Source organism: Rhodococcus sp. NPDC003382 (assembly GCF_053589135.1).
The window spans coordinates 159,752-185,150 of record NZ_JBSFRH010000003.1 but is presented as its reverse complement, the minus strand read 5'-3'; the positions used below and the strand labels follow the sequence as shown (position 1 = coordinate 185,150).

The window sequence follows — 25,399 nt, the reverse complement described above, 5'->3', positions numbered from 1 at the left end:
GCGCCCCAAGACGCCCCGATGTTACCCAACGGTCTCGATACGGCATACGGGCAATTGAGGGGACTCGATTCCACCGCTGTGGTACGGCTCCGCGCGGCGGGCCGGGCGGTGCATAGGATCAGGCGATGCGGGTCCTCTTCGTATGCACGGGAAACATCTGCCGATCGCCCACGGCCGAGCTTCTGACCACGGCGTTCGCCGCCGAGGCCGGGCGACCGGATCTCACCGCGCACAGCGCCGGCACCCGCGCCCTGGTCGGTCACGGTATGGAATCGACGGCCGCGCTGGTGCTGCAGCAACTCGGCGGCGACCCGCACGGATTCACCGCCCGCCGGTTGACCCCGGCCATCGCGGAGGACGCCGACCTCGTCCTGACCATGTCCGAAGCCCATCGCTCGGCGGTGATCACCGCGGCCCCGCGGATGATGCGCGTCACGTTCACCCTTCGCGAGGCAGCCCGGCTGCAGCAGGCCAGTGGCGCCTCGACCGTCGCAGAACTGTCGGCGGCCCGGGTGCACGCGACGGCACCCGGGCTCGACGACATCACCGATCCGATCGGCTGCGACGAAGAGACCTTCGCCACGGTCGGAAGCGAGATCGCAGATCTTCTACTGCCCCTGCTGACCCGGATCCGCGACTGAGCTTCCGTTGAGCGGCCGCATCCGCGCCTGCACCACCGGCCGCTCCCCTGCCCGGGGAAGCACCACCTCCGGATAACTCGGCGCCACCGTGTAGGCGGGGACCGGGTTGGGGACCGGTGCCGCCTCCGACTCGACGCGCGGGGCCGCCACGACCGTGGCTGGGGTCGTCGCCTTGCCGGAATCGTCGGACTCGTAGAAGTACCGGTATTCGTAGGCGCCGGGCCCCTTCGACGGGGTCATCGTGATGATGGTGCCGAGCACCCGCACACCGGCACTATCGAGGTTGCCGACGGCGCGGACCATCTGTTCGCGCGTGGTCTTGCCGTGTCGTGCGATGACGAGTGCGCCGTCCGCGGCGGCACTGAGCACGACCGCGTCGGTCACCGGCAATAGCGGCGACGCGTCGATGATCACGTAGTCGAATCGTGCGCGGAGTTCCGCGATGACATGCTTCGCGGTTGCGGATCCGAGGAGTTCGCTCGGGTTGGGAGGCAGCGTCCCCGCGGCGAGCACCGTCAGATTCTCGAACCGAGTCGGCTGCAGCACATCGTCGAGCCCGGCCCGGCCGGACAATACGGTGCTGAACCCGGCATCGCCGAGCACACCGAGGTACTTCGAGACCCGCGGCCGGCGCAGATCGCCCTCCACCAGCACCACCGAATGCCCCGCCTCGGCGAGCACCAGGGCGGTGTTGATGGCCGTGGTGGTCTTGCCTTCGGCCGGGAGGGCGCTGGTGACGACGAGAACACGGGGCGGGTTGTCCACGTCGAGGAACTGAAGATTGGTGCGCAGCTCGCGATATGCCTCGGCGCTACCGGAATTCGCGTCCCGGAAGACGATCGCCGCCTCGTTCTGACGCTCCTTGTCGAGCGGGATCGTCCCGACCAGGCCGGCACCGGCGATGTCCTCGGCCGTCTTGCGATCCTTGACCGTGTTGTCGAGACGGTCACGCAGGACGGCGGCACCGATGCCGAGCAGAAGACCGACCAGAAGCCCGAGCACCAGATTGCGTTTCGTGTTCGGGGACACCGCAGCGGCCGGGGTGGTCGCGTACTGCTCGACGACGACGCGTGCCGCGGGCGCGCCCCCGTTCTCCGGGGTCTCCAGTTCACGTGCCATCATGACGAATTCGTCGGACAGGGCGTTCGCCAGATCGCGGGCGCGCTCCGGGGACGTGTCCGTGAGCGTGGTGTCGATGAGCACGGTGTCCGGCGCCGACGACGCCTTGACCTTGGCCGCGAGCCCGGCCGGAGTCAGATCGGTGATCCCGAGAGCGTCGAGCGTCCGTCCCGCCACGGTCGTGCCGGTGAGCAGCTTGGTGTACGAGGCGACGCGTTCCTGCGAAAACCGGTTGCCCTGGTAGATCTCGCTGACCGACGCGCCGGACGAGGTCGACACGAACAGCCGCGTCGATGCCTGGTACTGCGGTGTCGCGAGGAGCGAGGCGCCGAGTGCGCCGAGCAACACCACGACCGTCGTCACGGCGATGATCTTCCATCGTGCCTGCAGAATTCGCAGGTAGTCGTGTACTTCCATCAGGGTGTCTCCCTCGTTCCGATGACACTGCTACTACGCCCGGCGGGCGTGAATTGGTGGCAATTACTGTGAAACTGCCCGTGCTGCATCAGCGCGGGCGCGATCCGGCGAAGCGCGTCCGGCGTCGTCAGATCCGAATGTGCGAACGGCAGTGGATGTTCCACCACACCATCGGTTGCGTGGCGGTTCCACGCCGCGGCGAGCGCGGCCGGCCCGCGGTGCTCGGATTCGGCCGTGAAGAGATGGATCTCGCCGTCGTGGACGCCCGGAACATGCTGGCGCAGGGCGGTTTCGACGGTCACCGCGGCGGTGTCCGCACGCTCGCGAACCCGGGCGACGAGAGCGTCCGGCAATCCGGTGGTGTCGATCTCGGATTCACCGTAGGCAGGCTCGGGCACGTCCGGCACCAACTCCGCCGGGAACGTGTCGAGCAGCGCGAGCAGTGCGACGCGGTGTCCCGCCGCGCGCAGCTGCACCGCGATCTCGTGCGTGATCGTGCCGCCGGCGGACCATCCGAGGAGATGATAGGGACCGTCGGGTTGCACGGCGCGGATCCGGTCGACGTAGTGCGCGGCCAACTCCGAGATCGAGCCGGGGATCGGATCGAGTCCGACCGCCTGCAGCCCGTACACGGGTACACCGTCCAGATGCGCAGCCAAACCGGCGTAGCACCAGGCCAATCCGCTGATCGGATGCACGCAGAACAGGGGCCGCACGTCCGGGTCACCCGCCCCGAGAGGCACCAGCACCGCAAGGGGGTCCGGATTCGCGGTCGCGGTGGCGTCGCAATCGATCCGGCGGGCGAGCTCGTCGACAGACCGGGCGTCGAACAACCAGCCGACCGGAACGGTGCGCCCGAGCGCCTCGGACAACTCCCCCGCGACCGCGACGGTGCCGAGCGAACTGCCACCGAGATCGAAGAATCCGCGGTCGGCCGATACCGCACCGACCGGGATGCCGAGGTGCTGCGCGTAGACGGCGGCGACGGTGCGCGCGGTCGGTCCGCTCGGTGGAACGTGGTTCGCGGCGGACCACGAGGGGTCCGGTGCCGGTAGTGCCGCGCGGTCGACCTTGCCGGACGGCTGCAGGGGCAGTGCGTCGACGACGGTGACGGTGGCCGGTCGCAGATGACGCGGCAGGTGCGTGGCGAGCCGGCGGCGCAGACGGTCCGGATCGGGACGGCCCTGGACATACGAGGCGAGACAGATGTTTCCGTCCGCCGCGGGCACCGCGACGGTGACCGCGGCGTCGACGTCCTCGGCGGCGAGCAGCACCGCGTCGACCTCGGCGGGTTCGGTCCGGATACCGTGGATCTGCACCTGGTCGTCGACCCGTCCGACGTGTTCGAACTCGCCGGTGGCGCCGACCCGCACCAAGTCTCCGGTGCGGTACATCCGGCCGCCGGGTTTACCGAAGGGATCGGCGACGAATCGCGTTGCGGTGAGGCCGGTCCGACGGTGGTATCCGCGGGCGAGCCCGGCGCCGGTGACGTACAGCTCCCCCACCGTTCCGCGCGAAACCGGGTGCAGCCGCGCGTCGAGAACGTAACCGGTCGTCCCCGGAACGGGAAGGCCGACAGCCGGTTTCGCCGGGGTATCGGTCAGCGGCCCGGCACACGAGACCATGACGGTCAGCTCGGTCGGCCCGTACCCGTTGAAGAGGCGGTGCCGCGACCAGCGCCGGGCGAGCGCCGGATGCAGGGTCTCGCCGCCCGCCATCACCGTGGCGGGTGGCAGCGTGTCCGGGTCGAGGGTGGCGAGCACGGTCGGCGTGAGGCAGAAGTGATCGACGCGCGATTCGATCAGGAGGCGCTGCAGTGCGGGACCGGCGAACGATTCGTCGTCGGCGATCACCAGCGTGCCGCCGTGCGCGTGCGCGCCGAGCAGTTCCAGAACAGCGGCATCGAATGTGGTCGACGCCGCCTGCAATACGCGGTCGCCGGGGAAGATCCCGAGCCGTCGGCGGTGGACGTCGACGAGCGCGGTGATTCCGCGATGCGGCACCGTCACACCCTTCGGAGTGCCGGTGGTGCCCGAGGTGTAGATGACGTACGCGAGGTCGTCGACCGTCTGCTGCGGTTCCGGCGGCGGGGACCCGGCGTACGAGCCGGTCATGTCGATCCATTCCACCGCCTCGCGGCCCAACCGGCCGGCCGGGGCGGCGTGCGGCACGGTCAGGCCGACGGTCGCACCCGAATCGGCGAGGATCGCCTCGCTCCGCGCGGGCGGCTGGTGGACGTCGACCGACACCCAGGCCGCCCCGGCCCGCGTGACGGCCCAGACGGCGAGCGGCCAGTACGCACCGCGCGGCACCGCGACGGCGACGAGGTCGCCGCGGCCGACCCCGCGCGCCACCAGTTCGGATGCGATCCTCCCGGCGCGCGCGTCGAGTTCGGCGTAGGTCCATGCGACCGATCCGGCCTGCACGGCGATCGCTCGAGGATGGGCGACGGCCGTACCGGCCAGGATCTCCCGCAGGGTTCTCGGGGTCACCTCGGCCGCGCCGATCGGCTCGACGTCGGGGACGGCGAGGTCGCCGACGGGTCGGCCGGGGGTGGCCAGCGCCGCGTCCAGCAGCGCCACGTACTCCGCGAGGAGGGTCTCGACGGTCGTGGCGTCGAAGAGGTCGGTGGCGTAGACGACGCGCAGGTCGAGTCCGTGCGCCTCGTCGCCGGTGTGGTCCTCGACGATCTCCCAGGACAGGTCGAACAGTGCCGGTGGGGTTCCCAGCTCGGTGTCGCGAATGTGCATGCCGGGCAGCTGGGGCACGGGGTTCTCGGCTCCACCGGGGCGATGGGTGAGCATCACCTGGAACAGCGGATGGTGTGCGCTGTCGCGGTGCGGGGCCAGCCGCTCGACGACCTGCTCGAACGGGACCTCGGCGTGGGCGAGCGCACCGAGGTCGGCGGCACGCACCCTGCGCAGCAGGTCGGTGACGGTGGCGGCCGGGTCGACGGGGGTGCGCAGCGCGACGGTGCCGACGAACATGCCGACGAGTGCGGACAGCCGCGGATCGCTGCGTCCCGCGACCGTCGTGCCGACGACGATGTCCGATCGACCGCTGCGGCGGGCGAGCAGCGCCGCGAGGACCGCGTGGAGCAGCATGAAGGTGGTCACGTCGTGGGCGCGGGCGACGGTGCGCAACCGGGTGTGGAACTCCGCATCGAGGTGTACTGCGGTCGCATCCCCCTCGAACGTCGGCCTGGCCGGGCGGGGACGGTCGGTGGGCAGCGGGAGCGGCGTGTCCGGTACCCCTGCCAGGGTCGTCGCCCAGTAGTCGAGCTGACGGTGCGCCGCCGAGCCGGGTTCGGTGTGGTCTCCGAGGAACTCGTGCTGCCAACGTGCATAGTCGCGGTAGGTCACCGGCAGCGGTTGCCAGGTCGGCGGCGTTCCGCCCACGCGAGCCCGGTAGGCGGTCTGCAGGTCGGCGAGCAGGGGCCCGACGGAGGCACCGTCGAATGCGATGTGATGGACCGCAGCGACAAGGATGCGATGGTCCCGGGCGACGTCGAGCAGGCGGATGCGCAGCGGCGGTTCGGTATCGAGGTCGAACGGCGCGGTGAGCGTGTCGGTGACGGCCCGATCCGGGTCCGATGTCGAAACATGTTCGAGGACAGGATAGTCCACGAGTGCGAAATTGCCGTCGGGGTAGGCGGTGCGCAGGATCTCGTGACGGTCGCACAGATCGCGCACGGCCGTAGCGAGGGCATCGACGTCGAGGTCGCCGGTCACGCGCAGGACCACCGGGACGATGTAGCGCGCGTCGGGTTCGGTACGCGACAGCAGCCACAGGCGTCGCTGGGCGGGGGCGATCGGCAGCGGGCCGGTCGTGTCGGCGCGCCGCAGCGGCGGCGGCACCGGTCCGGTGGTGACGTGGGCGGCGAGCGCGGCGAGGGACGGCGCCTCGAGGACCGCCCGCGTCGGCACCTCGGTCCCGAACGCGTCCGACAGGCGGGCGGCGAGAACGACCGCGCCGAGGGAATCGCCTCCGGCGGCGATGAATCCGCGGTGCGCGGCCGGACGGATGCCGAGCACGTCCTCGGTGATCGTGACGACCAACTTCTCGGCGGCGGTCGATTCGGGTTCCGTGACCTCGACTGCTGCCGTGTCGAGCCCGGCCAACGCGTCGAGATCGAGTTTGCCGTTGGGGGTGACGGGCAGCTGCGGCACCACCCGCACTCGTGACGGCATACGGTGCGGCGGAACGATTTCCGCGATCGCGGCGGTGACCTCGTCGGCGGTGACGCCGGTGGCGGCGAACGCGACGAGCGCATCGTCGACCGCGACGACGGCAGCCTGCCGGACGCCGTCCACGCCGAGCAGCGCAGACTCGAGCTCGCCGGGTTCGATACGGACCCCACGGATCTTCAGCTGCCGGTCGGTCCGGCCGAGATACGCGAGGGTTCCGTCGGCGCGGCGGTGCACGCGGTCCCCGGTGCGGTACATCCGTTGCCCGCCGGCCGCCGCGACGAACCGTTCCGCGGTGAGAGCCGGGGCGTCGAGGTAGCCGAGCGCCAGCCCGGCGCCCGCGAGATAGAGCTCACCGACCGCGCCATCGGGCACCGGGCGCAGGCGCGCGTCCAGGACGTGTGCGGTCGTGCCGGGAATCGGCTCGCCGATCCCGGCCGCCCCGTGACCGTCGATTTCCGTGAGGGTCGCGACGATCGTCGACTCGGTCGGCCCGTACGCGTCGAGCATCAGCCGGCCCGCGGCCCAGCGTTCGGCGAGCCGGGCGGGAAGGGCTTCACCGCCGGATGCAACGACCCGCAGGTCGGACAAACCGGCCGGATCGAGGGTGCCCAGCACCGTCGGCGTCGACAGGTAATGGGTGATGCTTTCCTCGCGCAACAGCCGGTGCAGGTCCTGCCCGGCGTACACGTCCGACGGTGCCACGACGAGGGTGGCGCCGGTGGTGTGCGCGAGCAGCACCTCGAGCAGCGCCGCGTCGAACGCCGGGTGGTATCCCTGCAGCACCCGGTCGCCGGGGCCGACGCGGTAGCGAGCCGCGACCTCGGCCGCCAGCGGTGCGAGTCCCACGTGGGTGACGGCGACCAGTTTGGGGGCGCCCGTCGAACCCGACGTCGCCACGATGTACGCGACGTTCGGCGGGCAGGTGGTGGCGGCCGCGGATCCCGTGAAGGCCGCGCCGGTCTTGGTCGCCGCCCACAGGGCGCGGATACGGTCGGCACTGCGTGTCTCGCCGAGCGTGACGACGCTGCCGGGACCGATTCCCGCGGCACACCATTCGGCGGCGAGCGCATCGGACGCGGCGTCCAATTCCCGGTACGTGAGCGCGATTCCGTCTCCGCGCACGGCCTCTCGTGCGGGGTGGGCCGCGGCCGCCGCGCGCAGGAGGTCGGCGAGGAGTCGCGGCGCAACCGGCGCGCCACCGGTCAGTGACGGGGCGGCGACGTCGAACGGTACGTCGCCGACAGATGCGTGCGGATCGTCCACGAGCCCGGCGAGCACGGCGGTGAACCGCCGGGCCAGCGTCCGGGCCGTGGCGGCGGCGAACCGGGATCGATCGAACCGCAGCGCCGCGAGGTATCCGTCACCGCTCGGGGCGAAGGTGAACTGGAGGTCGAATTTCGGTGTGTCGTCCACGATTTCGCGCGCTGCGATGGTGAGATCCCCGAGCTGCGCGTGGCCGGGATCGAAGTCCTGCATCGCCAGCGCCACCTGCGGCGGCGGTCCCGTGAGCATTCCGGCGAGTTGCTCGTAGGGCACCGTCGCGTGATCGAGGGCCGCGACGTCGAAGGCACGGACCGCTTCGACGAGTTCGGTGAACGACCGGTCGGGAGCCACTGCGGTGCGCAGGATCAGGGTCTCGACGAACGGTCCGACGAGGTCGTCGAGTTGCGCCCAGCGGCGGGTCGACACGACGGCGGCGACCGCGACGTCGTGCTGGGCACCGACGCGGGCCAGCAGCACCGACAGCGCGGCGTGCACGACCATGAACTCGGTGGCGCCCGTCGTGCGGGCGAGCGACGCGACCGCGTCGCGGACGGGGGCCGGAACGGCGAATTCGATCGTCCCCGCGACCGGCTCGCCGCCGGTGTGGTCGGTGGGGAGTTCGGTAACGGTCAGTCCGTCGAGGGCCCGCTGCCAGTGGTCGACGTCCGCGGCGGGAATTCCGCGCGCGTGCTCCCAGAGCGCGTAGTCGGCGTACTGCAACGGCAGCGGTAGCCACCGGGGCGCGTGCCCGGCGGTGCGGGCGAGATAGGCCTCTGCCAGATCCCCGAGCAGCGGTCGCAGCGACGCTCCGTCCGCCAGGGAATGGTCGACGTCGAGATGCAGGACGTGCAGGTCGTCGCCGAGCCGTTCGAGCTCCACCCGGATCGGGGTGTCGGATCGGCCCGCGGTCGTCGGCGCGCGGCCGGAATCGCGGGATCGCACGACCACCGAGGGACGTTCGTGTACCTCCTGATGCACGTCCGTGCCGGCCACGAGGTATCGGGTCCGGAGGATCTCGTGCCGGTCCAGCACGTCGCCGATCGCGGCGTCGAGAGCGACCGGGTCGAGCGGGCCGCCGAGCCGGATCTCGGCCCGTAGCCGGTACGCCCCCGGGTCGAGGCGGCCGAGTCCCCACAGGCGTCCTTGGGCGCGGCTCAACGGGATGAGCGACGGCCGGGGCGCCACCGCGACCGGTCCGGCGGCGACGTCGAACCCTCCCGCATCGATCGCCGCGGCGAGCGCCTCGACGGTGGGATGGTCGAACACGGTGCGCAGCGGCACGGCGATGCCGGTCTCCTCACGCAGCCGTCCCACCAGGACCGTGGCCAGCAGCGAGTTCCCGCCGACGGCAAAGAAGTCGTCGTCACGTCCCACCGGCGCGCTGCCCCCGAGGACGTCGGCGCAGACACGGGCCACGAGGGATTCGGTTCCGGTCCGCGGCGCGGAGCCACCGCGGCGGGCCGATGCCGGCAGCGCGGCCACGTCGAGTTTGCCGTGCGATGTGAGCGGCAGCGCGTCGAGGGTGACGACGACGGACGGAATCAGGTGACCGGGCAACGTCCGAGACAACCGGGACCTGGCCTGCCCGGCGTCGACGTCCGCCGGTACGACGTACGACACGAGCGCCCCGTCGCGCACCACGGTCGCGGCCTGTTCGACCCCCGCGAGGCGACGCAGCGCGGCATCCACCTCGCCGGGTTCGATGCGGACACCCCGCAGCTTGACCTGGCCGTCGCTGCGACCGCGGTACTCGAGGGTGCCGTCGCGGCGCCACCGTGCCCGGTCGCCCGTGCGGTACATCCGACCGTGGTCGGTCGCGACGAAACGCTCCGCGGTCCGCCCCGGTGCCCCGCGATAGCCCTGGGCGAGCCGCTCCCCCGACAGATACAGCTCACCCACCACTCCGACGGGCACCGGCCGCAGCCGGTCGTCCAGCACCACGGCCGCGACTCCGCGCACGGGGTGACCGATCACCGGTGTGTCCCCGGGCGTCAGCGGCGCCGAACAGGTCGCGAAGACCGTGGCCTCGGCGGGACCGTAGCCGTTGTAGAGCGCACGGCCGGTACCCCACCGGGCGACCGCTTCGGCGGGGACCGTCTCGCCGCCGAGCATGAGCACCCGAAGATCCGGGAGGTCACGGGCGGGCAGGCTCGCGAGCACGGACGGCGTGAGGCACGCATGCGTGATGCGTTCGCGGGCGAGCAGATCGCCGAGACCCGCGCCGCCGTAGCTGTCCGGGCCGGCCACCACCAGCGTCGCACCGGCCGTGCCCGCAACGAGCAGTTCGAGCACTGCGGCATCGAAACTCGGTGCGGCGACCTGCAACACGCGATCGCCCGGTCCCGCCGCGAAACGCTCGGTGAGGTCCGCGACGAGTGCCGCGACCGCGCGGTGGCCGATCGTGACCCCCTTCGGATTTCCGGTGGTACCCGAGGTGAACACGAGGTAGGCGGGCGCGTCCGGGTGCGGCTCCGGAACCTCGGCGGGTTCGGCGGCGACCGCGCCGGTCTCGTGGACGCCGAGCCACTGCACCGATGACGGCAACGAGTCCTTCTGCGCTGCAACCCCGTACATCACGCCGTCGAGCATCGCGGCGAGCCGTCCGGTGGGTTGTGCCGGATCGACGAACATCGGCGCGGCACCGAGGCGGGCGATGCCCCATGTCGCGACGACCGTTTCGAGCGACCTGGGCAGGGCGCACACGACGACGTCCCCGGTTCGGGCTCCGGCTGCCCGGAGCCGGGCCGCGAGATCTTCGGCTCGGTCGAGCAGCTGGGGGTAGGTCAGCTCCCGCGACCCGTCGCGCACCGCGCCGCCGGCGCCCGCGCGCGCGGCACCGGCGGCGAACAACTGCCACAGCGAGTGCGGCTGCGGCGCAGACGGTCCCACCGCCGGGGCCGACGCGGCGCGTTCCCCGGCGGAGAGCAGGTCGATGTCGTCGATCCGCGCCTCCGGATCCGCGACGACCGCACGCAGGATCGTGTCGAAGCGCTCCGCGAACGTCGCGACCGTATCGTCGTCGTAACAGTCTGCTGCGCAGGCGAATTCCAGCTCGATACCGCTCGCGTTCTCCGTGACCGTGAGCTGCACGTCGAACTTCGCGTGGTCGTCCGGACCCGGCGCGACCGTCACGGCGACACCGGGCAGGACGACATCCGCGACGGCCGGGCGGCGGTGCGACAGCGCCACCTGGAACAGCGGGTGACGTGCCGCCGTGCGCGGCGGATCGAGCCGCTCGACGAGTGTCTCGAACGGCGCGTCCGGGTGGGTGTAGGCGTCGACATCGACGGCACGGACCTGGGCAAGCAGATCCGCGAACCGCACCCCGGGCTCGACCCGGGTGCGCAGCACGAGGGTGCCCGCGAACATCCCGACGACGTCGTCGAGCCGCGGATCCGACCGCCCCGCGACGACGGTGCCGATCGGGATGTCGCGACCGGCACCGTGCCGGACCAGCAACGTCGCGAGGGCCGCGTGCACCACCATGAACACGGTGGCGTCGTGGTCGCGTCCCAGCCGGACCAGCTGCCCGCTCAGGTCCCCGTCCAGGAGCAGCCGGTGAACGGCGGCACGGCCGCTCGCATGGGCGGGGCGCGGACGGTCGCCGGGCAGGGTGACCTCGTCGGGCAGATCGGCCAGGACCCGTAGCCAGTGCTCGACCTCGCCGTCGGCGATCGCGTGCTGCCATCGCGCGAAATCGGTGTACTGCAGGGGCAGCGGCTCGAACCGCGGGTGGTGACCGTCGTCGCGCGCGGTGTAGGCGGTGACGAGATCGCGCAGCAGCGGCGTGAGCGACCATTCGTCGGCGGCGATGTGGTGGACGACGACGACGAGCACGTGCCGCTCGGCCGCGAGGCGCAGCAGCCGCATCCGCACCGGCAGGTCGACGGTGAGGTCGAATCCGGCAGAGCAGAGTTCGTGTATCAGCCGCTCCGATTCCCCGCCCGGGGCGGCGATCGTCTCGAAGGGCGGACGCGGCACCGGCGACAGAATCTGCCGGTCGGCCTCGGGATGGACCGTGCGCAGCGTGCGGTGCCGATCGAGGACGTCGGACACCGCGGCGGCCAACGCGTCCACGTCGAGCGGCCCGTCGAGGTGCAACACGAACGGCAGGTTGTACGCCGCCGAAGCAGGATCGAACCGGTTGACGAACCACAGCCTCCGCTGCGCCGGTGAGAGAGGCGCCGGAGCGTCACCACCCGCAGTCATGGGGATCCGTGTGCGTCCCCGGCCGGCACGCTCGGCGACGCGCTCGGCGAGACCCGCGACGGTCGGGTCGTCGAAGACGTCGCGGACGGTGACGTCGGCGTCGGCAATGCCGCTGAGGCGCCCGGCGAGACGGCTCGCGAGCAGGGAGTTGCCGCCGAGGTGGAAGAAGTTGTCGTCGGCGGCCGGAACGACCTCGGATCCGGTGTCGCGCAGCAGTTCCCGGATCACCCATGCCACGAGTTCCTCGACCGGTCCGCGCACCGCCCGGCCGCAGGAGGAGGAGACACCGGGTTCCGGCAGGGCCGCGCGATCCAGCTTCCCGTTTCCGGTGAGCGGCAGCGCGTCCAGCACGACCGCGGCGGACGGAACCAGGTACTCGGGCAGGGTGCGGCGGACCTCGCGCAGCGCATCGGCAGCGGATCCGCCGACCAGATAGGCGACGAGCCGATCGTCGCGCAGGATCACCGCGGCCGCCGTGACGCCCGGGCAGCGCAGCAGGGCCGCTTCGATCTCACCGGGTTCGATGCGGTAGCCGCGCAGCGTGATCTGCTGGTCGGCGCGTCCGAGGTGGTACACGACGTCCCCGGTCCGGCGGGCCACGTCGCCGGTCCGGTAGCGGCGCGCGCCGCCGGGGGCGGCGACGAACCTGGCTGCGGTCGCTCCCGGACGCCCGCGATAACCGCGAGCGAGCTGGTCACCGGCGATGTAGATCTCGCCGGTGCTGCCGGGAAGTACCGGGCGCAGGGCGGCGTCGAGCAGGTGCATCCCGACCCCGGGCAGCGGTGCACCGACACCCGGCGTCACGGCCGGACCGCACGTGACGTGGACGGCGGTTTCGGTGATGCCGTACATGTTCACCATCACGAGTTCGGGCCGCTGCTGTTGCCAGGATCGGGGCAGCTCGGGGTCGAGCGGCTCCCCACCGAAGACGACCACGCGCAGCGATTCCGGAGGCGCGGTGGCCGCGCTCAGCTGAACGAAAGCCGTCGGTGTCTGGTTGAGCACGGTGACCCCGTGCCGCTCGAGCAGGGCCGCGAACACCGCGGGATCCCGGGCGGTGAGGTGGTCGACCACGACGAGACGTCCGCCGGTGATCAAAGCGCCCCACATCTCCCACACGGAGAAGTCGAAGGCCGGTGAGTGGAACATCGTCCACACGTCCGACTCGCCGAATCCGAAGCGGGAGATCGTCGCAGCGAACACGCTCAGCACGCTGCGGTGGGTGACGAGCACTCCCTTGGGGGCGCCGGTGGACCCGGAGGTGTAGATCAGGTAGGCGCCGTGGTCCGGATCCGCGGATGCGTCGTGGTCGCCGTCCTGCACGAGGGCGGCGGACGGGTCGAGCGTCGGAATGCCTCCGGCCGCGCGGAAATCACTGTCGCACACCACCAATTCGGGACGGGCATCGTCCAGCAGTGCGCGCAGCCGGGCGTCGGGATGGGTGACGTCGATCGGCAGGTACACCGCCCCGCACCGGGCGACCGCGACGATCGCGACGACCAGGTCGACGGTTCGGGGCAGGGCGACCGCGACCACGTCCTCCGGTCCGATGCCGCGCTCGGCGAGCAGCGCAGCCAGTGCACCGGATCGCGCCCGCAGTCGGGCGTAGGTCAGTGCGGCGCCCTCGTCCACGACCGCGACCGCCTCCGGTGTCGCGGCGGCACGGCGGAGGAAGAGTTCGGGCAGCGACCGGCCGTCCGGACGCGGAGCCCGTTCGCTCTCCGGTTCGGCGACCGGACCTCGCGGATCGACCGCTCCGACGGCCGTCGTCGGGTCCGCCGTCACGATCTCGAGGATGCACACCAACCACGCCGCCCACGCCGTGACGGTACCGGCGTCGAACAGGCCGGACGCGTAGGTGAGCGTGCCGTTCAACCCCGCGGGAGCCCCGGTCTCGGACGACGTCTCGCGCAGGGTGATCTCCACGTCCACCCGTGCGGTGTCGGGGAGGATCTCGCGCACGGTCGCGAGGCCCGGAACGGTGCGGGTGCCGGTGTCGAAGGACTCGTAGGCGAGGATCACCTGGATCAGGGGATGGTGGCCGGTCGCGGAGTGGCCGACCGTGTCGACGATGCGATCGAACGGGACGTCGGCGTGGGCGAATGCCTCCAGATCGACGCGGCGCACCTCGGTCAGCAACCCGGCGAACGTCTCCCGTGGATCGACGGTCAGCCGCAGTGGGACCGTGTTCACGAACATGCCGACGACGTCGTCGAGCGCCGCGTCGGTGCGGCCGGAGACAGGGGTGCCGACGACGACGTCGTCGGTGGCGGCGAGTGACGCCAGCAGCAGTGCCAGGGCCGCGTGCACGATCATGAAGGGCGTGACATCGTGGGCGCGAGCGAGTTTCGCCACCGCGGAATGCAATTCGAGGGGGACGTCGAATTCGATGTGGCCGGCACCGGTGTCGGCACCGATCCGAGGGCGGTCGGTGGGCAGTGGGAGCAGGGGCGGGACACCGCCGAGGGTTCGCGCCCAGTAGGCGAGTTGTCGTGCGCCGAGGCCGTCCGGGTCCGTCGGTGCGCCCAGCGTCCGGTGCTGCCAGCGCGCGTAGTCGGCGTAGGTCACCGGTAGGGGTGTCCAGCCGGGGGCGACTCCCGCGCGGCGTGCCGTGTAGGCGGCGACGGCGTCGCGTCCCAGCGGTCGCAGGGACAGCCCGTCGCCGGCGATGTGGTGCAGCACCACGACCAGGCGATCCCGGGTGCCGGTGCGGTACAGGCGGATACGAACAGGCGGTTCGGCCGTCAGGTCGAAGGGGCGCCGCGCGAAGTCGGCGATCTCGTGGTCCGGGTCTGCCGCCTCCACGGGAGCGAGGTCGACCGGGATCTCGGGCAGCACGTGCATGCGCGGGCCGTCCGGTCCGTCGGGATGGACGGTCCGCAGGGTCGCGTGCCGGTCGACGACATCGGCGACGGCGGCCTGCAGGGCACCGAGGTCGACGTCGCCGTCGAGTTCGGCGACGAACGCTATGTGGTCGCCGCCGGCACCGGCTGCGGTGTCGACACGGTTGACCAGCCACATGCGTTGCTGTGCGGGGGCGAGTGGTTGTGGGGCGTCGTCGATCTCGTTGACCAGCGGGACGCGCTGTTCTGCTGCGGTGTTCGTGATCGCCTCGGCGAGGTCCGCGACGACCGGGTTCTCCAGAATTTCCCGTACTCCGATGCGCCGTCCGACGATGCCGGCGAGCCGCGCCGCCAACTGGGTCGCGATCAGCGAGTTCCCGCCGAGCGCGAAGAAGTCGTCGCCCGGTGCGACGGTCGGCACGTCGAGCACGTCCGCGACGACCGTCGCGACGAGATGCTCGGTGACCGTGCGGTATCCGTCGCCGTCGGAGGTGACCGCGATGTCCGCGACCGGCAGAGCCGCGCGGTCGATCTTGCCGGTCGAGGTCAGCGGCATCGCGTCGAGGACGGTGACCGTGGTCGGCACCATGTGCCGCGGCAGCCGTGCCGCGACGTACTTCCGGATCGCCTCCGGGTCGACGTCGCCGGACCCCGTCACGAATGCGGCGAGCCGTCCCTCGTGTGCGATCGTGACGGCCGTGGTGATCTGCGGATGCGCGGCCAGGACTGCGTCGATCTCGCCGGGTTCGATGCGGAATCCGCGGATCTTGATCTGCTGGTCGGCGCGCCCGACGAACTCCAGCACCGGTCCCGGGGCACCGTGTGGGGACCAGCGGACGAGGTCACCGGTGCGATACATGCGTCCGCCGCCGAAGGGATCGGCCGTGAACCGTTCCGCCGTCAGGGCGGGCGCATCGAGATAGCCGCGGGCCAGGCCCGCCCCGACCAGGTACAGCTCGCCGGTGACACCGATCGGGACGGGCCGCAGACGCCGGTCCAGCACGATCGGGGTGACGCCTTCGAGCCCGGTCCCGAGGTTCAGCGGTTCACCGGGCGTCAGCGGCGTGCTGGCGGTGGCCAGCACAGTGGTCTCGGTCGGTCCGTAGACGTTCAACACGGTGCGGCCCGGTGCCCACCGCGCCGCGGTCTCCGCCTGCCACGCTTCGCCGCCGACGGCGAGGACCCGCAGGTCGTCGAGACCGGCCGGGTCGAGGCGGGCCGGCACGGACGGTGTCGTGAACCAGTGCGTGATCCGCTCTGCCCGAAGCAGTTCCAGGAGTTCGTCACCACCGAACACGTCGTCCGGTGCGACCACGAGGGTTCCGCCGGAGGCGAGCGCGAGAAGGTACTCGAGCACCGAGGCGTCGAATGCGGGGGCCGCGAAGTGCAGCACCCGTGCGTCCGGCGCCGGCCGGAACCGCTCGACCAGCGACCGTGCCAGCGGCGCCAGTCCGCGGTGGGTGATCACGACGCCTTTCGGCCGACCCGTGGACCCCGAGGTGTACACCAGGTAGGCGGCGTGGTCGGGATGCACGGGGCGTGTCCGGTCCGCGTCGGTGATCTCGCGCATGCATCCGTGCGTGACGAACGGGATCGATTCGATCCCCGCCGGGACCGGGGTGCCCGGGTCGCTGATCGCGTGCCGGACGCCGGAAGCGGCGAGGAGTTCGGCGATCCGCGGGGCGGGCTGGCCCGGGTCTACGGGTACGAACGCGGCACCCGTCAGCGCGATCGCGGCGATCGCGAGCACCGACTCGATCGAGCGGGGCAGCAGCACCGCCACACGGTCCTCCGGCCCGATTCCCCGGCCGAGCAGTTCCCATGCCAGCGGTCGTGCCGCGGAACGGATTTCGACCGGTACTCCACCGGGAGCTGCCACCCGCGCCGGGTTGTCGCCGAGCAGTTGCGCCAGGGTTGCGACGGGACCGGCCGGTGCGAGCACGACCGGTACGGCACCGAGGTCGATGTCGCCGACGGCCTCCGTGGGCTCGGCGGCCACTGCACCGATCACGGTGCCCAGTCGCTGCACCCATCGCGTGACCGTGTCCGGTTCGAACAAGGCGCTGTCGTACACGAGACGCCCGGCGAGCGCACCGTCGCCGGTTTCGCGGACGTCGAGTTCGATATCGAAACGTGCTCGTACGGAGGGGAATTCCTGCACTCTCACGTCGAGTCCGGGAAGCACCGGGTCGGTGTGCGGCAGACTGTCGTAGCTCAGCATCACCCCGAGCGGACCGAACCCGACACTCTCGACGACCTGATCGAACGGCACGTTCGCGTGGGTGAATGCCTCGACGTCGGTGGCACGGACATCGGCGAGCAGGGCGGTGAAGGGCGCCTCGGGGTCGACGGTGACGCGCAGGGCGACGGTACCGACGAACATCCCGACCAGACCGGCGAGGTCGGGATGATCGCGGCCGGCGACACCGGTACCGACGACGACTTCTCGCTCCCCCGTCCACGCGGACAACCACACGGCGACGGCGGCGTGCACGGCCATGAAGGTCGTCGCGTCGTACCGGGCCGCGAGCGTCCGGAGCGCGGCGACCCGGCGGGCGGGCACGGTGAACTCGACGGAGGCCGGAGCTCCGGGCGTTCCGGTACGGGGACGGTCGGTGGGCACCGAAGGCGCGGAATCGAGCCCGGCCAGAGCGTCTTTCCAGTACTCGAGTTCGCGATATGCGAGAGCGGCCGGGTCGGCGGGGTCTCCGAGCCGGTCCCGGTGCCGGCGCGCGTGGTCGTGGTAGTGCAGCGGCAACGGGGCCCACGGCGGGGCGTCACCGCAGCGCCGCGCGGAATACGCGGTGGCGAGATCCACCGTCAGGGGAAGGAACGATGCACCGTCCACCGCGACGTGGTGCGCGACGACGACGAGCACGTGCCGGTCCGGACCCGTTCGCAGCAACCGCATGCGCAGCGGCACGTCGCCGGCCAGGTCGAACGGCGCCGCGGTCCACTGCCGGACCAGCGCCTCCACGTGGTCCGGAGCCGCCTGGACCGGAACGATGCGGAAGGCGGCAAGCGCCTCGGCGATCGGCAGGACCCGCTGCACGGGCCCAGCCGACGACAGCGGCAGGACGGTGCGCAGCACCCGGTGGCGGATCACCACATCGGTCAGCGCGACCTGCAGGGCCGGGACGTCCAGATCCCCGTCGAGATGCAGAACGAACGGCAGGTGGTACGCGCCGGTGTCACCGTGTGCGCGGGCCTGCAGCCACAACCGGTACTGGGCGGGTGCGAGCGGCGCCGGCCCCGGTTCCTCGGACCGGACATCCGGATCGACCGCGCGCGGTCGCTCGGCGGCGGCCGCAGCGAGACGAGCGACGGTCGGATGGTCGAAGACGTCCCGCAACCGCACGTCGCGCCCCAGCGCGGAAGCCAGGTCCGCAGCGAGTTGTGTTGCGGTGAGCGAATGTCCGCCGACGACGAAGAAGTCGGTGTCGGCCCCCACGCCCTCGACCCCGGTGATCTCGGTGAACAACCGGGCGACGAGCGTCTCGTTCGGTCCGGCCGGGGGTCGATGTCCGATCGCGGGTTCGATGGTGGGGGCGGGCAGCGCACGCCGGTCGATCTTGCCGCCGGGCGTCAGCGGCAACGCCTCGAGGACCGTCGTCGTCGCCGGCCTGAGGTGGGCAGGCAGCCGCCGGGCGAGCCGTGCCGTCACCTCGGCCACGTCGACGACCGCCGATTCGGCAGGAACGACGTACGCGGCGAGGCGATCACCGTGCACGACGACCACTGCCGCGGTGATCTCGGCGAACGAGGTGAGCACCGCTTCGATCTCGCCGGGTTCGATCCGCCGACCGCGGATCTGCACCTGGCGATCGGCGCGTCCGAGGAAGTCGAGGCGTCGTTCGCCGGTGTCGGGGTCCCGGGTCCAGCGCACGAGGTCGCCGGTGCGGTAGACCCGCTCCCCCTGCGGTCCCGCGACGAACCGCTCGGCGGTGCGAGCCGGAGCATCCAGATAACCTCGGGCGACCCCCGGTCCCGCGACATACAGTTCGCCCACCACACCGGCAGGGACGGGGTGGAGCCTGGTGTCGAGCACGTAGGCAGCCGTGCCGGCGATCGGACGCCCGATCGGCACTCCGGAACCGGGTCGCAGCGGGTCACTGACCGTCGCCAGCACCGTGGTCTCCGTGGGCCCGTAGGCGTTGAGCAGGATCCGGCCGGGCGACCAGCGGTCGGCGACCGCCGCAGACAGGGCCTCGCCGCCCGAGTCGACGACCCGGAGGTGGGGCAGGTCCGCTTCCGGGGTGGCGGCCAGGATCGCGGGGGCCGTGATCGCGTGGGTGATCGCCTCCCGTCGGAGCAGATCTGCGAGCGCGGGACCGGCGACCGCGTCGGCCGGGCAGATCACCACGGTCGCGCCCGCGTCGAAGGCGAGCAGCAGTTCCTGCAGTGACGCGTCGACCGTGGGCGCGGCCAGGTGGAGCACGCGCGATTCGCGATCGGCGCAATACTTCTCGCGCAGGGTCGCGACGAGCGAGGCCACTCCCCTGTGGGTGACGGCGACCGCCTTCGGCACACCGGTGGACCCGGACGTGTGGATGACCCAGGCGGGATGGTCGAGGTGCAGGTCGCGGAGCCGGTCCGCCGGAGTGAAGGGAGCGGCGCGTCCGGTGGACGGCGCTACGAGGGTGACGTGCGCGGGCAGCACGACGTCCGGCCCGGCGACCACGATCTCGGCGGAACGCAGCAGTTCGTTCAGGCGCGCCCCGGGCAGATCCGGGTCGATCGGCGTATAGGCCGCGCCGGTCTTCGCAACGGCCCACAGTGCCACCACCGACTCCACCGAGCGGTGCAGGATCACCGCGACCCTGTCTTCGGGTCCGGCTCCGGCTGCGACGAGCCGTCGCGCCAGGTCGTTCGAACGGGCATCGAGCTCGCGATAGGTCAGGGACGACGTGGCATCGCGCACCGCGATCGCGTCGCTGTCGGCATGGGCTGTGAGCAGATCCGGCAGCAGTTCCGGTGCCGCTGCCTCGGGGCCGTGCCCGGGAACCAGCCCGGCCAGGTCCGCCGCATCCCCGAACGGTAGGTCGCCCAGTGCGCGATCGGGATTCGCGACGAACCGGGCCAGGTGATCGAGGAACAACCGGTGGTGCCGAGCGAGTGATTCCTCGCTGTAGAGCGCGGGATCGGCTTCGAAATCCACCCGGACGGTGCGGCCGGCGACGCCCGGATACACATTGACGGACAGATCCTCGATCGGCCCGGTGGACTGTACGTGGAAGTCGCCGACGATCTCACCGAAAGTGATCTGCGGGTGGAACATCATCAGGTTGACGACCGGGCCGAACGCGCTGCGGGTATCTCCGTGCTCCCGGCCGAGCTCTCGCAGGTCCGCGAGCATGTCCTCGTACCGGTAACGCTGGTGCCGCAGGGCTCCCGTCAGCTCCACCTGCACCCGCCGGATCAGCTCGGTGGGTGTCAGGCCGGGATCGACCTGCAGCCGCAGCGGCACGACGTTGGACAGCGTTCCACCGGACCGGCGCAGCGACGCGGTGGTCCGCGCCGAGACCGGAAGGCTCAGTACCACATCCGACGTTCCGGTGGTTCTCGCCAGATAGGCGGCGAAGGCGGAAACGACGACGGGCACATCCGTCGAGTTCACCTCGTGTGCAAGGGCGGCGACGGCCCGGGCCGTGGCGGGCTCGAGCAGTGCTCCGGTGTGCCGGCACGGCATCCGTGGCGGCGCCGATCCTTCCGGCCGAGACGACCCGTCCGCAAGCGACAGCGGATCGGGCAGATCGGCGAGTCGCTGCATCCAGTGCACCCGGTCCCGCAGGCGCCGATCCGAAACCTCGTACGCGGCATCCATCTCGCGCAACCGGGCGACGGTGAGGCCGCGGAAAGGTGGTGCCTCGGCACCGTCGACCCAGGCCGTGTACAGCTCGGCGCTGCGCTCGAGCATCACCATGGCGCCGTGCCCGTCGAGTGCGATGTGGTGGGCGTAGCTCGACAGGAAGAACCTCTCGTCGGCCAACTGCAACAGTGTTGTTCCGATGAGCCTGTCGCGCAACGGATCCAGACGACGGGAGTACGTCCGGGTCATCCACCGGTGCGCTGCGCTCTCCGGATCCTCGGATTCGCGGAGATCGACGTAGCCGACCGAATCCGGGACGTCCGGCCGGACCGTCTGATACGTGTGGTTTCCGATTCTCTCGAGGAAGAGAAAGCCGGACTCGACGTCCCGCGCGGCCTGCTCACACGCCGTGCGGATCAGCCGTGTATCGAGATCGCCTCTCAGTTCGACATATTGGGCGATCGTGAAGGGCACCTCCGGCTGCAGTTCCTGGGCGTACCAGAGACCGCGCTGGACCGAAGACAGCAGAGTACGACGCACTGTCCTCCCCTCACATCGCCCGACAACGACAAACCACGGACGAGTGGAACACGAAGAGACCTCCCCGACCGAGATCGCGACGAAGCCTCCCAACAACGTCGACGACCGATGGTTCGCAAGTGTACTTATCGTTGGCCATCGACACCACTTGAACGACCGGCGATTCGAAACTCGGTTATGGTCTGCGACGAGAATTCTGAAGGGGTTGTGTTCGCATGAGCGATATTACCGATGGGTCACATTCACCCGGGCGACAGCGGCGCAAGGTCAGACGCAAACGCACCGACGAGGAGATCACGCGATACCGCCGACGGCGCGCCGCGGTCCGAATCTCGTGTGGCGCAGCCGTTTGCCTCGTCGCCGGTACGGCAGCATGGCTGGGATACGAGGCACTGCAGGCCAAATCGAGCCTGGAGCAGGCGCGAGATTTCGCTGTCCGGTCCAAAGACGCTCTTCTGTCCGGTGATTCGGAAACAGCGATTCTTACGGCGGAGGACGCGAACCGGTACGCACAGCGCGCCCGGGATGCCACGCATTCGCCACCGTGGCGGATCGCCGCCGCCGTGCCGTGGCTCGGAAGTCCGCTTTCGGCGACCGCGCAGATGTCGGAGGTCGTGACGGGCCTCACATCCGAGGTACTGCGACCGGTCGTCGACGCGGGCTCCGCCGTCTCCCCCGATCGTCTCTTTCTGGACGGCGCCCGAATCGATTTCACTGCTCTCGGAGCTGCCGCGCCGATCCTGGAGGCGACATCCGAGGCGATGACGAACCTCGATGCGCAGGCCCGGAGCGTCGACGGCACCTATGTGGGGGCCGTCGATCGCGCCCGCACCCAGCTGCAGGAGCAGACCGCGCAACTGAGGGGCCTCCTGGAGAACACCGCCGTCGCGGCGCGGATCGCACCCGCGATGCTCGGCGCCGAGGGGCCCCGCAGCTATTTCCTGGGTTTTCAAACCAATGTCGAAGCGCGCGGGTCGGGCGGCCTGCTGGGAGGATTCGCGATCGTCCGCACCGAGGACGGCCGCGTCCGCGTCGACGACGTGGCGAGCAACCGCGAGCTTCGCCCGGACTATGCACCGATCGACCTCGGCCCGGACTTCACGCGGCTCTACGGGCAGAGCCGGCCGACGCAGGACTTCCGAAACAGCAACGTCAGCTCGCATTTTCCCTACGCAGCCCGGATCTGGCAGTCGATCTGGCAGCAGGAATCGGGAGAGCTCGTCGACGGAGTGATCGCGACCGACCCCGTCGCCTTGAGTTACGTCCTCGAGGTCGTCGGCGCCGTCACGATGCCGGACGGCGAGAAGATCACCGCCGAAAACGTCGTCGAACTCACCGGATCCACCGCATACGCGCGATTCGGCGACGATCAGAAGGCCCGCAAGGAGTACCTCGAGACCGTCGCCGGAAAGGTCGTCCAGAAGCTCACCGGTGACATCGCCCGGCCGCGAGCACTGCTCCAGGCTCTCGGTCGCGCAGCCGGTGAAGGCAGACTCGCCGTGTGGAGTTCGCACGGTGCCGAACAGGACGTGCTGGCGGCTACCGCACTCGGCCACACCGTGCCCGACGATCCGGCGCCGTATGCCGGTGTCGTGGTGAACAACCTGGGTGGCAACAAGCTCGACTACTACCTGGAACGGGAGATCTACTACACCGCCGGCACCTGTGACGGGGAGACCCGCACGTCGACGGTCACCGTTCGGCTGACGAACGCTCTGCCGGCCGGCGAGTACACCACCTATGTAGCAGGGATGTTCGACAATCCGATCGGCGCACCTGTCGGTACCAACCTGACCGATCTGTCGTTGCTGGCGACCCACGGTGCCCGGCTGAACAGGGTCACCGTCGACGGCAGGCCGACGTTCGCTTTCACCGGAAGCGAACTGGGACATCCCGTTTTCGTCGTCCAGGTTCCCGTCCTGCAGGGCGCGACGTCCGAGGTCGTCTACGAGCTGACCGAACCGGCCGTCGCGGGCGAGGCGAGAGTCCCCGTGCAGCCCCTCGTCGACGATCCGGCGGTGACCGTGTCGGTACCGGACTGCGGGTAGGAGCCGGCGCGATCCGAGTGTGCCCCGGCCTCGGCAAGAGACGGGGCACACTCGGCGCGCCCGGCCGGGTGCGTCCACGGCCGGTCGCAGAGCGCGGACGGTCTGCCCTCCGCCGCACTCAGAGTTCGATGCGCTTTTCGATATCGTCCCACATCTGTTCGGTCTCCGCCTTTTTCACGATTGCGAGCTCCGACACAGATTCCCTGATGCGCTGGATCTCCTCGAGCCGCCGGCTCAGGAAGGTGTCGACCGAGTTCGGGTTCTCGTACGGATCCATCACCAGCCCGGAGACATCGTATTCCTCCGAGAGCCACTTGTACTTGTGGCTCCACCCGTGGACGAGCCCGGGGACTCCTTGGCTCAAAGCACTGACAAGGGCGTGGAAACGTCCGGAGACGATGAACGGTGCCTGCCCCAGAAGCCATTTCGACTGCCGGCCGTCCAAGCCCTCGATCACCGGCATCCCTCCGCACGTCCCGGCGAGCGTGTGCAGCAGGTCGGCGTCACCGCCGCCTTCGTGGCACAGCCCGTACACCTCGTAGTCGTGCGCACGAAGCACCCGGACGATCTCCTGGAGATTGCGCATGTAGTCGTCCTTCGAGCCACCGCGCGCAGCCGCCCGTTTCGCGATGTTCCAGTTGGGAACGATCGGCACCATCCCGCGCAGATGCGAGAGACCACGCGGCTCCTCCGGTGCGAGCGCGGTCGTGAAGTCCGTTGCCACCGCGATCTTCTCGTAGGCAGACCGGGATCGAGCGGCTCCCTTCAGGAACCGGGCGGAGTCCGGGTCCCGCGCGTAGACGAGTTCGCAGGAATCCAACAGGTCGGCGACGGGCTCGGTCACCTGCTCGAGCGGGCCGAACGCCTGCGGCAGCAGTACGACCGGGACACCTCGGTCGGACCATCGGATCAGATCGTCGGCCCGGCGCCGCAGATCGAGGTGGGCCCACTCGTCGCTGAACACGAAACCGGACACGTCGAACACCGCGTCGATTTCCGACCCGACCACGAACGGCATCCGGTGCCGCAGTCCGCTCAGGCGTTCGGGGTTTCCTCCCCACACGCGAATTCGCAGCTTGGGGAACTCGAGCAGTGAATCGAGCCCCACCCATCGCTTCGCACGTTCGGATCCCGTCTGCATCGCGATGACGGGCTGGGCACCCCACCTCGACCGAATCTGCTCGGCGGCGGCGCAGAGCATCAGGTAGGCACCCTGATTGGTGAAATTGCCGCCCGTGATCAGGATGTTCTTGCGTCGCTTGTTCATCGCGGATCTCCTTCGACGTTGCCCACGTACTGTCGGATCGAGTCCAGGTCCCGCTTGCCGGAACCGGGTACAACGGTGTTCGGGAGGGCGCGGCCGTAGGCGATCAGCATCACGGTCCGCTCGTAGCGCTGCAGGCCCAGGATCCGTGCGATGCGCGCGTCCGCATCCGCCGAGTCCGGCCAGTTGATGCAGCAGGTCGAGACACCCTGCGCCTGCATCGCCATGAGGAAGCCCATGGACGCCAGCGCGGAGTCGACGTAGATCAGGTGACGGTCCCGGGTGTGGGCGTACGCCGACAGGTCACCGACCACGACCACCAGCCCGACGAGATTCTGTGCGTATCCGGCTGTACCGCCGGGAATCTCCGCGATCCTGCGGACCGTGTCGCGGTCGTCCACCACGACGAATCGGTAGGGCAGGCGGTTGCACGCGGACGGCGCCTGCATGCCCAGGGTGATCGCCCGATCGACGAGGGAACGATCCACGGTCTCCGAGTCGAACCATCGCACCGACTGGCGGGCATGTGCGAGCGAGAGCAGTTCGTCGTAGGACGGCAGCCGCTCGGAACCGGCGCGTTCGGCATCCAGGACCGGCACGGGGCCGGCGTAGTTCCGGGAGCGCGGGACCACGTTCAGTTGCTTGTACGTCTCGCGTGCGCGGCGGATCTCGGGTGACGGACTCTCCTCCGTCGCGGCGAAGTACGCGTCGAGCGTGTCCGCCACCCACGCGCAGGTCACGGTGTCGAGCAGATCGGCCGCCGTGCACGCTTCCACCGCGGCGACGAGATCCTCGATGTATCCGGCCGCGAAGGTCTCCCGCCGCGGAATCATCGAGATGCCCTTCTCGAGCATGTGAATGTGCCGTCGGACGTAGTAGACCTCGCGACCGGAGCGACGTGCGCTGTGGTGCTTGCGCATCCCGGCGTAGACCGCCACGATCTCGCGCGCGAAGGCGCGTCGTCCGAAGAAGTCCGCCAGTGCCACCGCGAGAAAGAAGCGCTGCGCAACGGTACGCCGGAGCGAGCGGAACACGGTCACCGATCGATCGAACATT

Annotated in this window: 6 protein-coding genes; 2 read left to right on the top strand and 4 right to left on the bottom strand. The window is 70.5% G+C overall.

Annotation, left to right across the window (positions count from 1 at the left end):
* Positions 1-125 precede the first annotated feature (125 nt).
* Positions 126-641 carry an arsenate reductase/protein-tyrosine-phosphatase family protein gene (locus ACWDUD_RS04110; RefSeq protein ID WP_450108405.1) on the top strand — a complete coding sequence of 172 codons (516 nt, stop codon included), beginning with the start codon at positions 126-128 and terminating at the stop codon, positions 639-641.
* Here ACWDUD_RS04110 and ACWDUD_RS04105 read toward each other — a convergent pair.
* Positions 609-2,177 (bottom strand): polysaccharide biosynthesis tyrosine autokinase, encoded by a 1,569-nt coding sequence (locus ACWDUD_RS04105; RefSeq protein ID WP_248674344.1) that lies wholly within the window; start codon positions 2,175-2,177, stop codon positions 609-611. The genes ACWDUD_RS04110 and ACWDUD_RS04105 overlap by 33 nt on opposite strands.
* Positions 2,177-21,031 (bottom strand): amino acid adenylation domain-containing protein, encoded by an 18,855-nt coding sequence (locus tag ACWDUD_RS04100; RefSeq protein ID WP_450108404.1) that lies wholly within the window; start codon positions 21,029-21,031, stop codon positions 2,177-2,179. Before ACWDUD_RS04100 ends, ACWDUD_RS04105 begins: the two co-directional genes overlap by 1 nt.
* Before the next feature lie 215 nt (positions 21,032-21,246).
* Between ACWDUD_RS04100 and ACWDUD_RS04095 the strand changes: the two genes are divergently transcribed.
* On the top strand, positions 21,247-23,079 hold the full coding sequence (locus ACWDUD_RS04095; protein WP_450108403.1) for a DUF4012 domain-containing protein: 1,833 nt from the start codon (positions 21,247-21,249) through the stop codon (positions 23,077-23,079).
* Positions 23,080-23,197: 118 nt separating this feature from the next.
* Here the strand turns inward: ACWDUD_RS04095 and ACWDUD_RS04090 are convergent, their stop codons facing one another.
* Positions 23,198-24,346 (bottom strand): polysaccharide pyruvyl transferase family protein, encoded by a 1,149-nt coding sequence (locus ACWDUD_RS04090; RefSeq protein WP_450108402.1) that lies wholly within the window; start codon positions 24,344-24,346, stop codon positions 23,198-23,200.
* Entirely contained in the window at positions 24,343-25,398 is a 1,056-nt protein-coding gene (locus ACWDUD_RS04085; protein ID WP_450108401.1) for a nitroreductase family protein, read from the bottom strand. The genes ACWDUD_RS04090 and ACWDUD_RS04085 overlap by 4 nt, the downstream gene beginning before the upstream one ends.
* Position 25,399 lies beyond the last annotated feature (1 nt).

What these genes read in the sequence shown, in the direction of transcription:
- ACWDUD_RS04110 (WP_450108405.1), top strand. Translation starts at nt 126, where the DNA reads ATGCGGGTCCTCTTCGTATGCACGGGAAACATCTGCCGATCGCCCACG.
- ACWDUD_RS04105 (WP_248674344.1), bottom strand. Translation starts at nt 2,177, where the DNA reads ATGGAAGTACACGACTACCTGCGAATTCTGCAGGCACGATGGAAGATC.
- ACWDUD_RS04095 (WP_450108403.1), top strand. Translation starts at nt 21,247, where the DNA reads ATGAGCGATATTACCGATGGGTCACATTCACCCGGGCGACAGCGGCGC.
- ACWDUD_RS04090 (WP_450108402.1), bottom strand. Translation starts at nt 24,346, where the DNA reads ATGAACAAGCGACGCAAGAACATCCTGATCACGGGCGGCAATTTCACC.
- ACWDUD_RS04085 (WP_450108401.1), bottom strand. Translation starts at nt 25,398, where the DNA reads ATGTTCGATCGATCGGTGACCGTGTTCCGCTCGCTCCGGCGTACCGTT.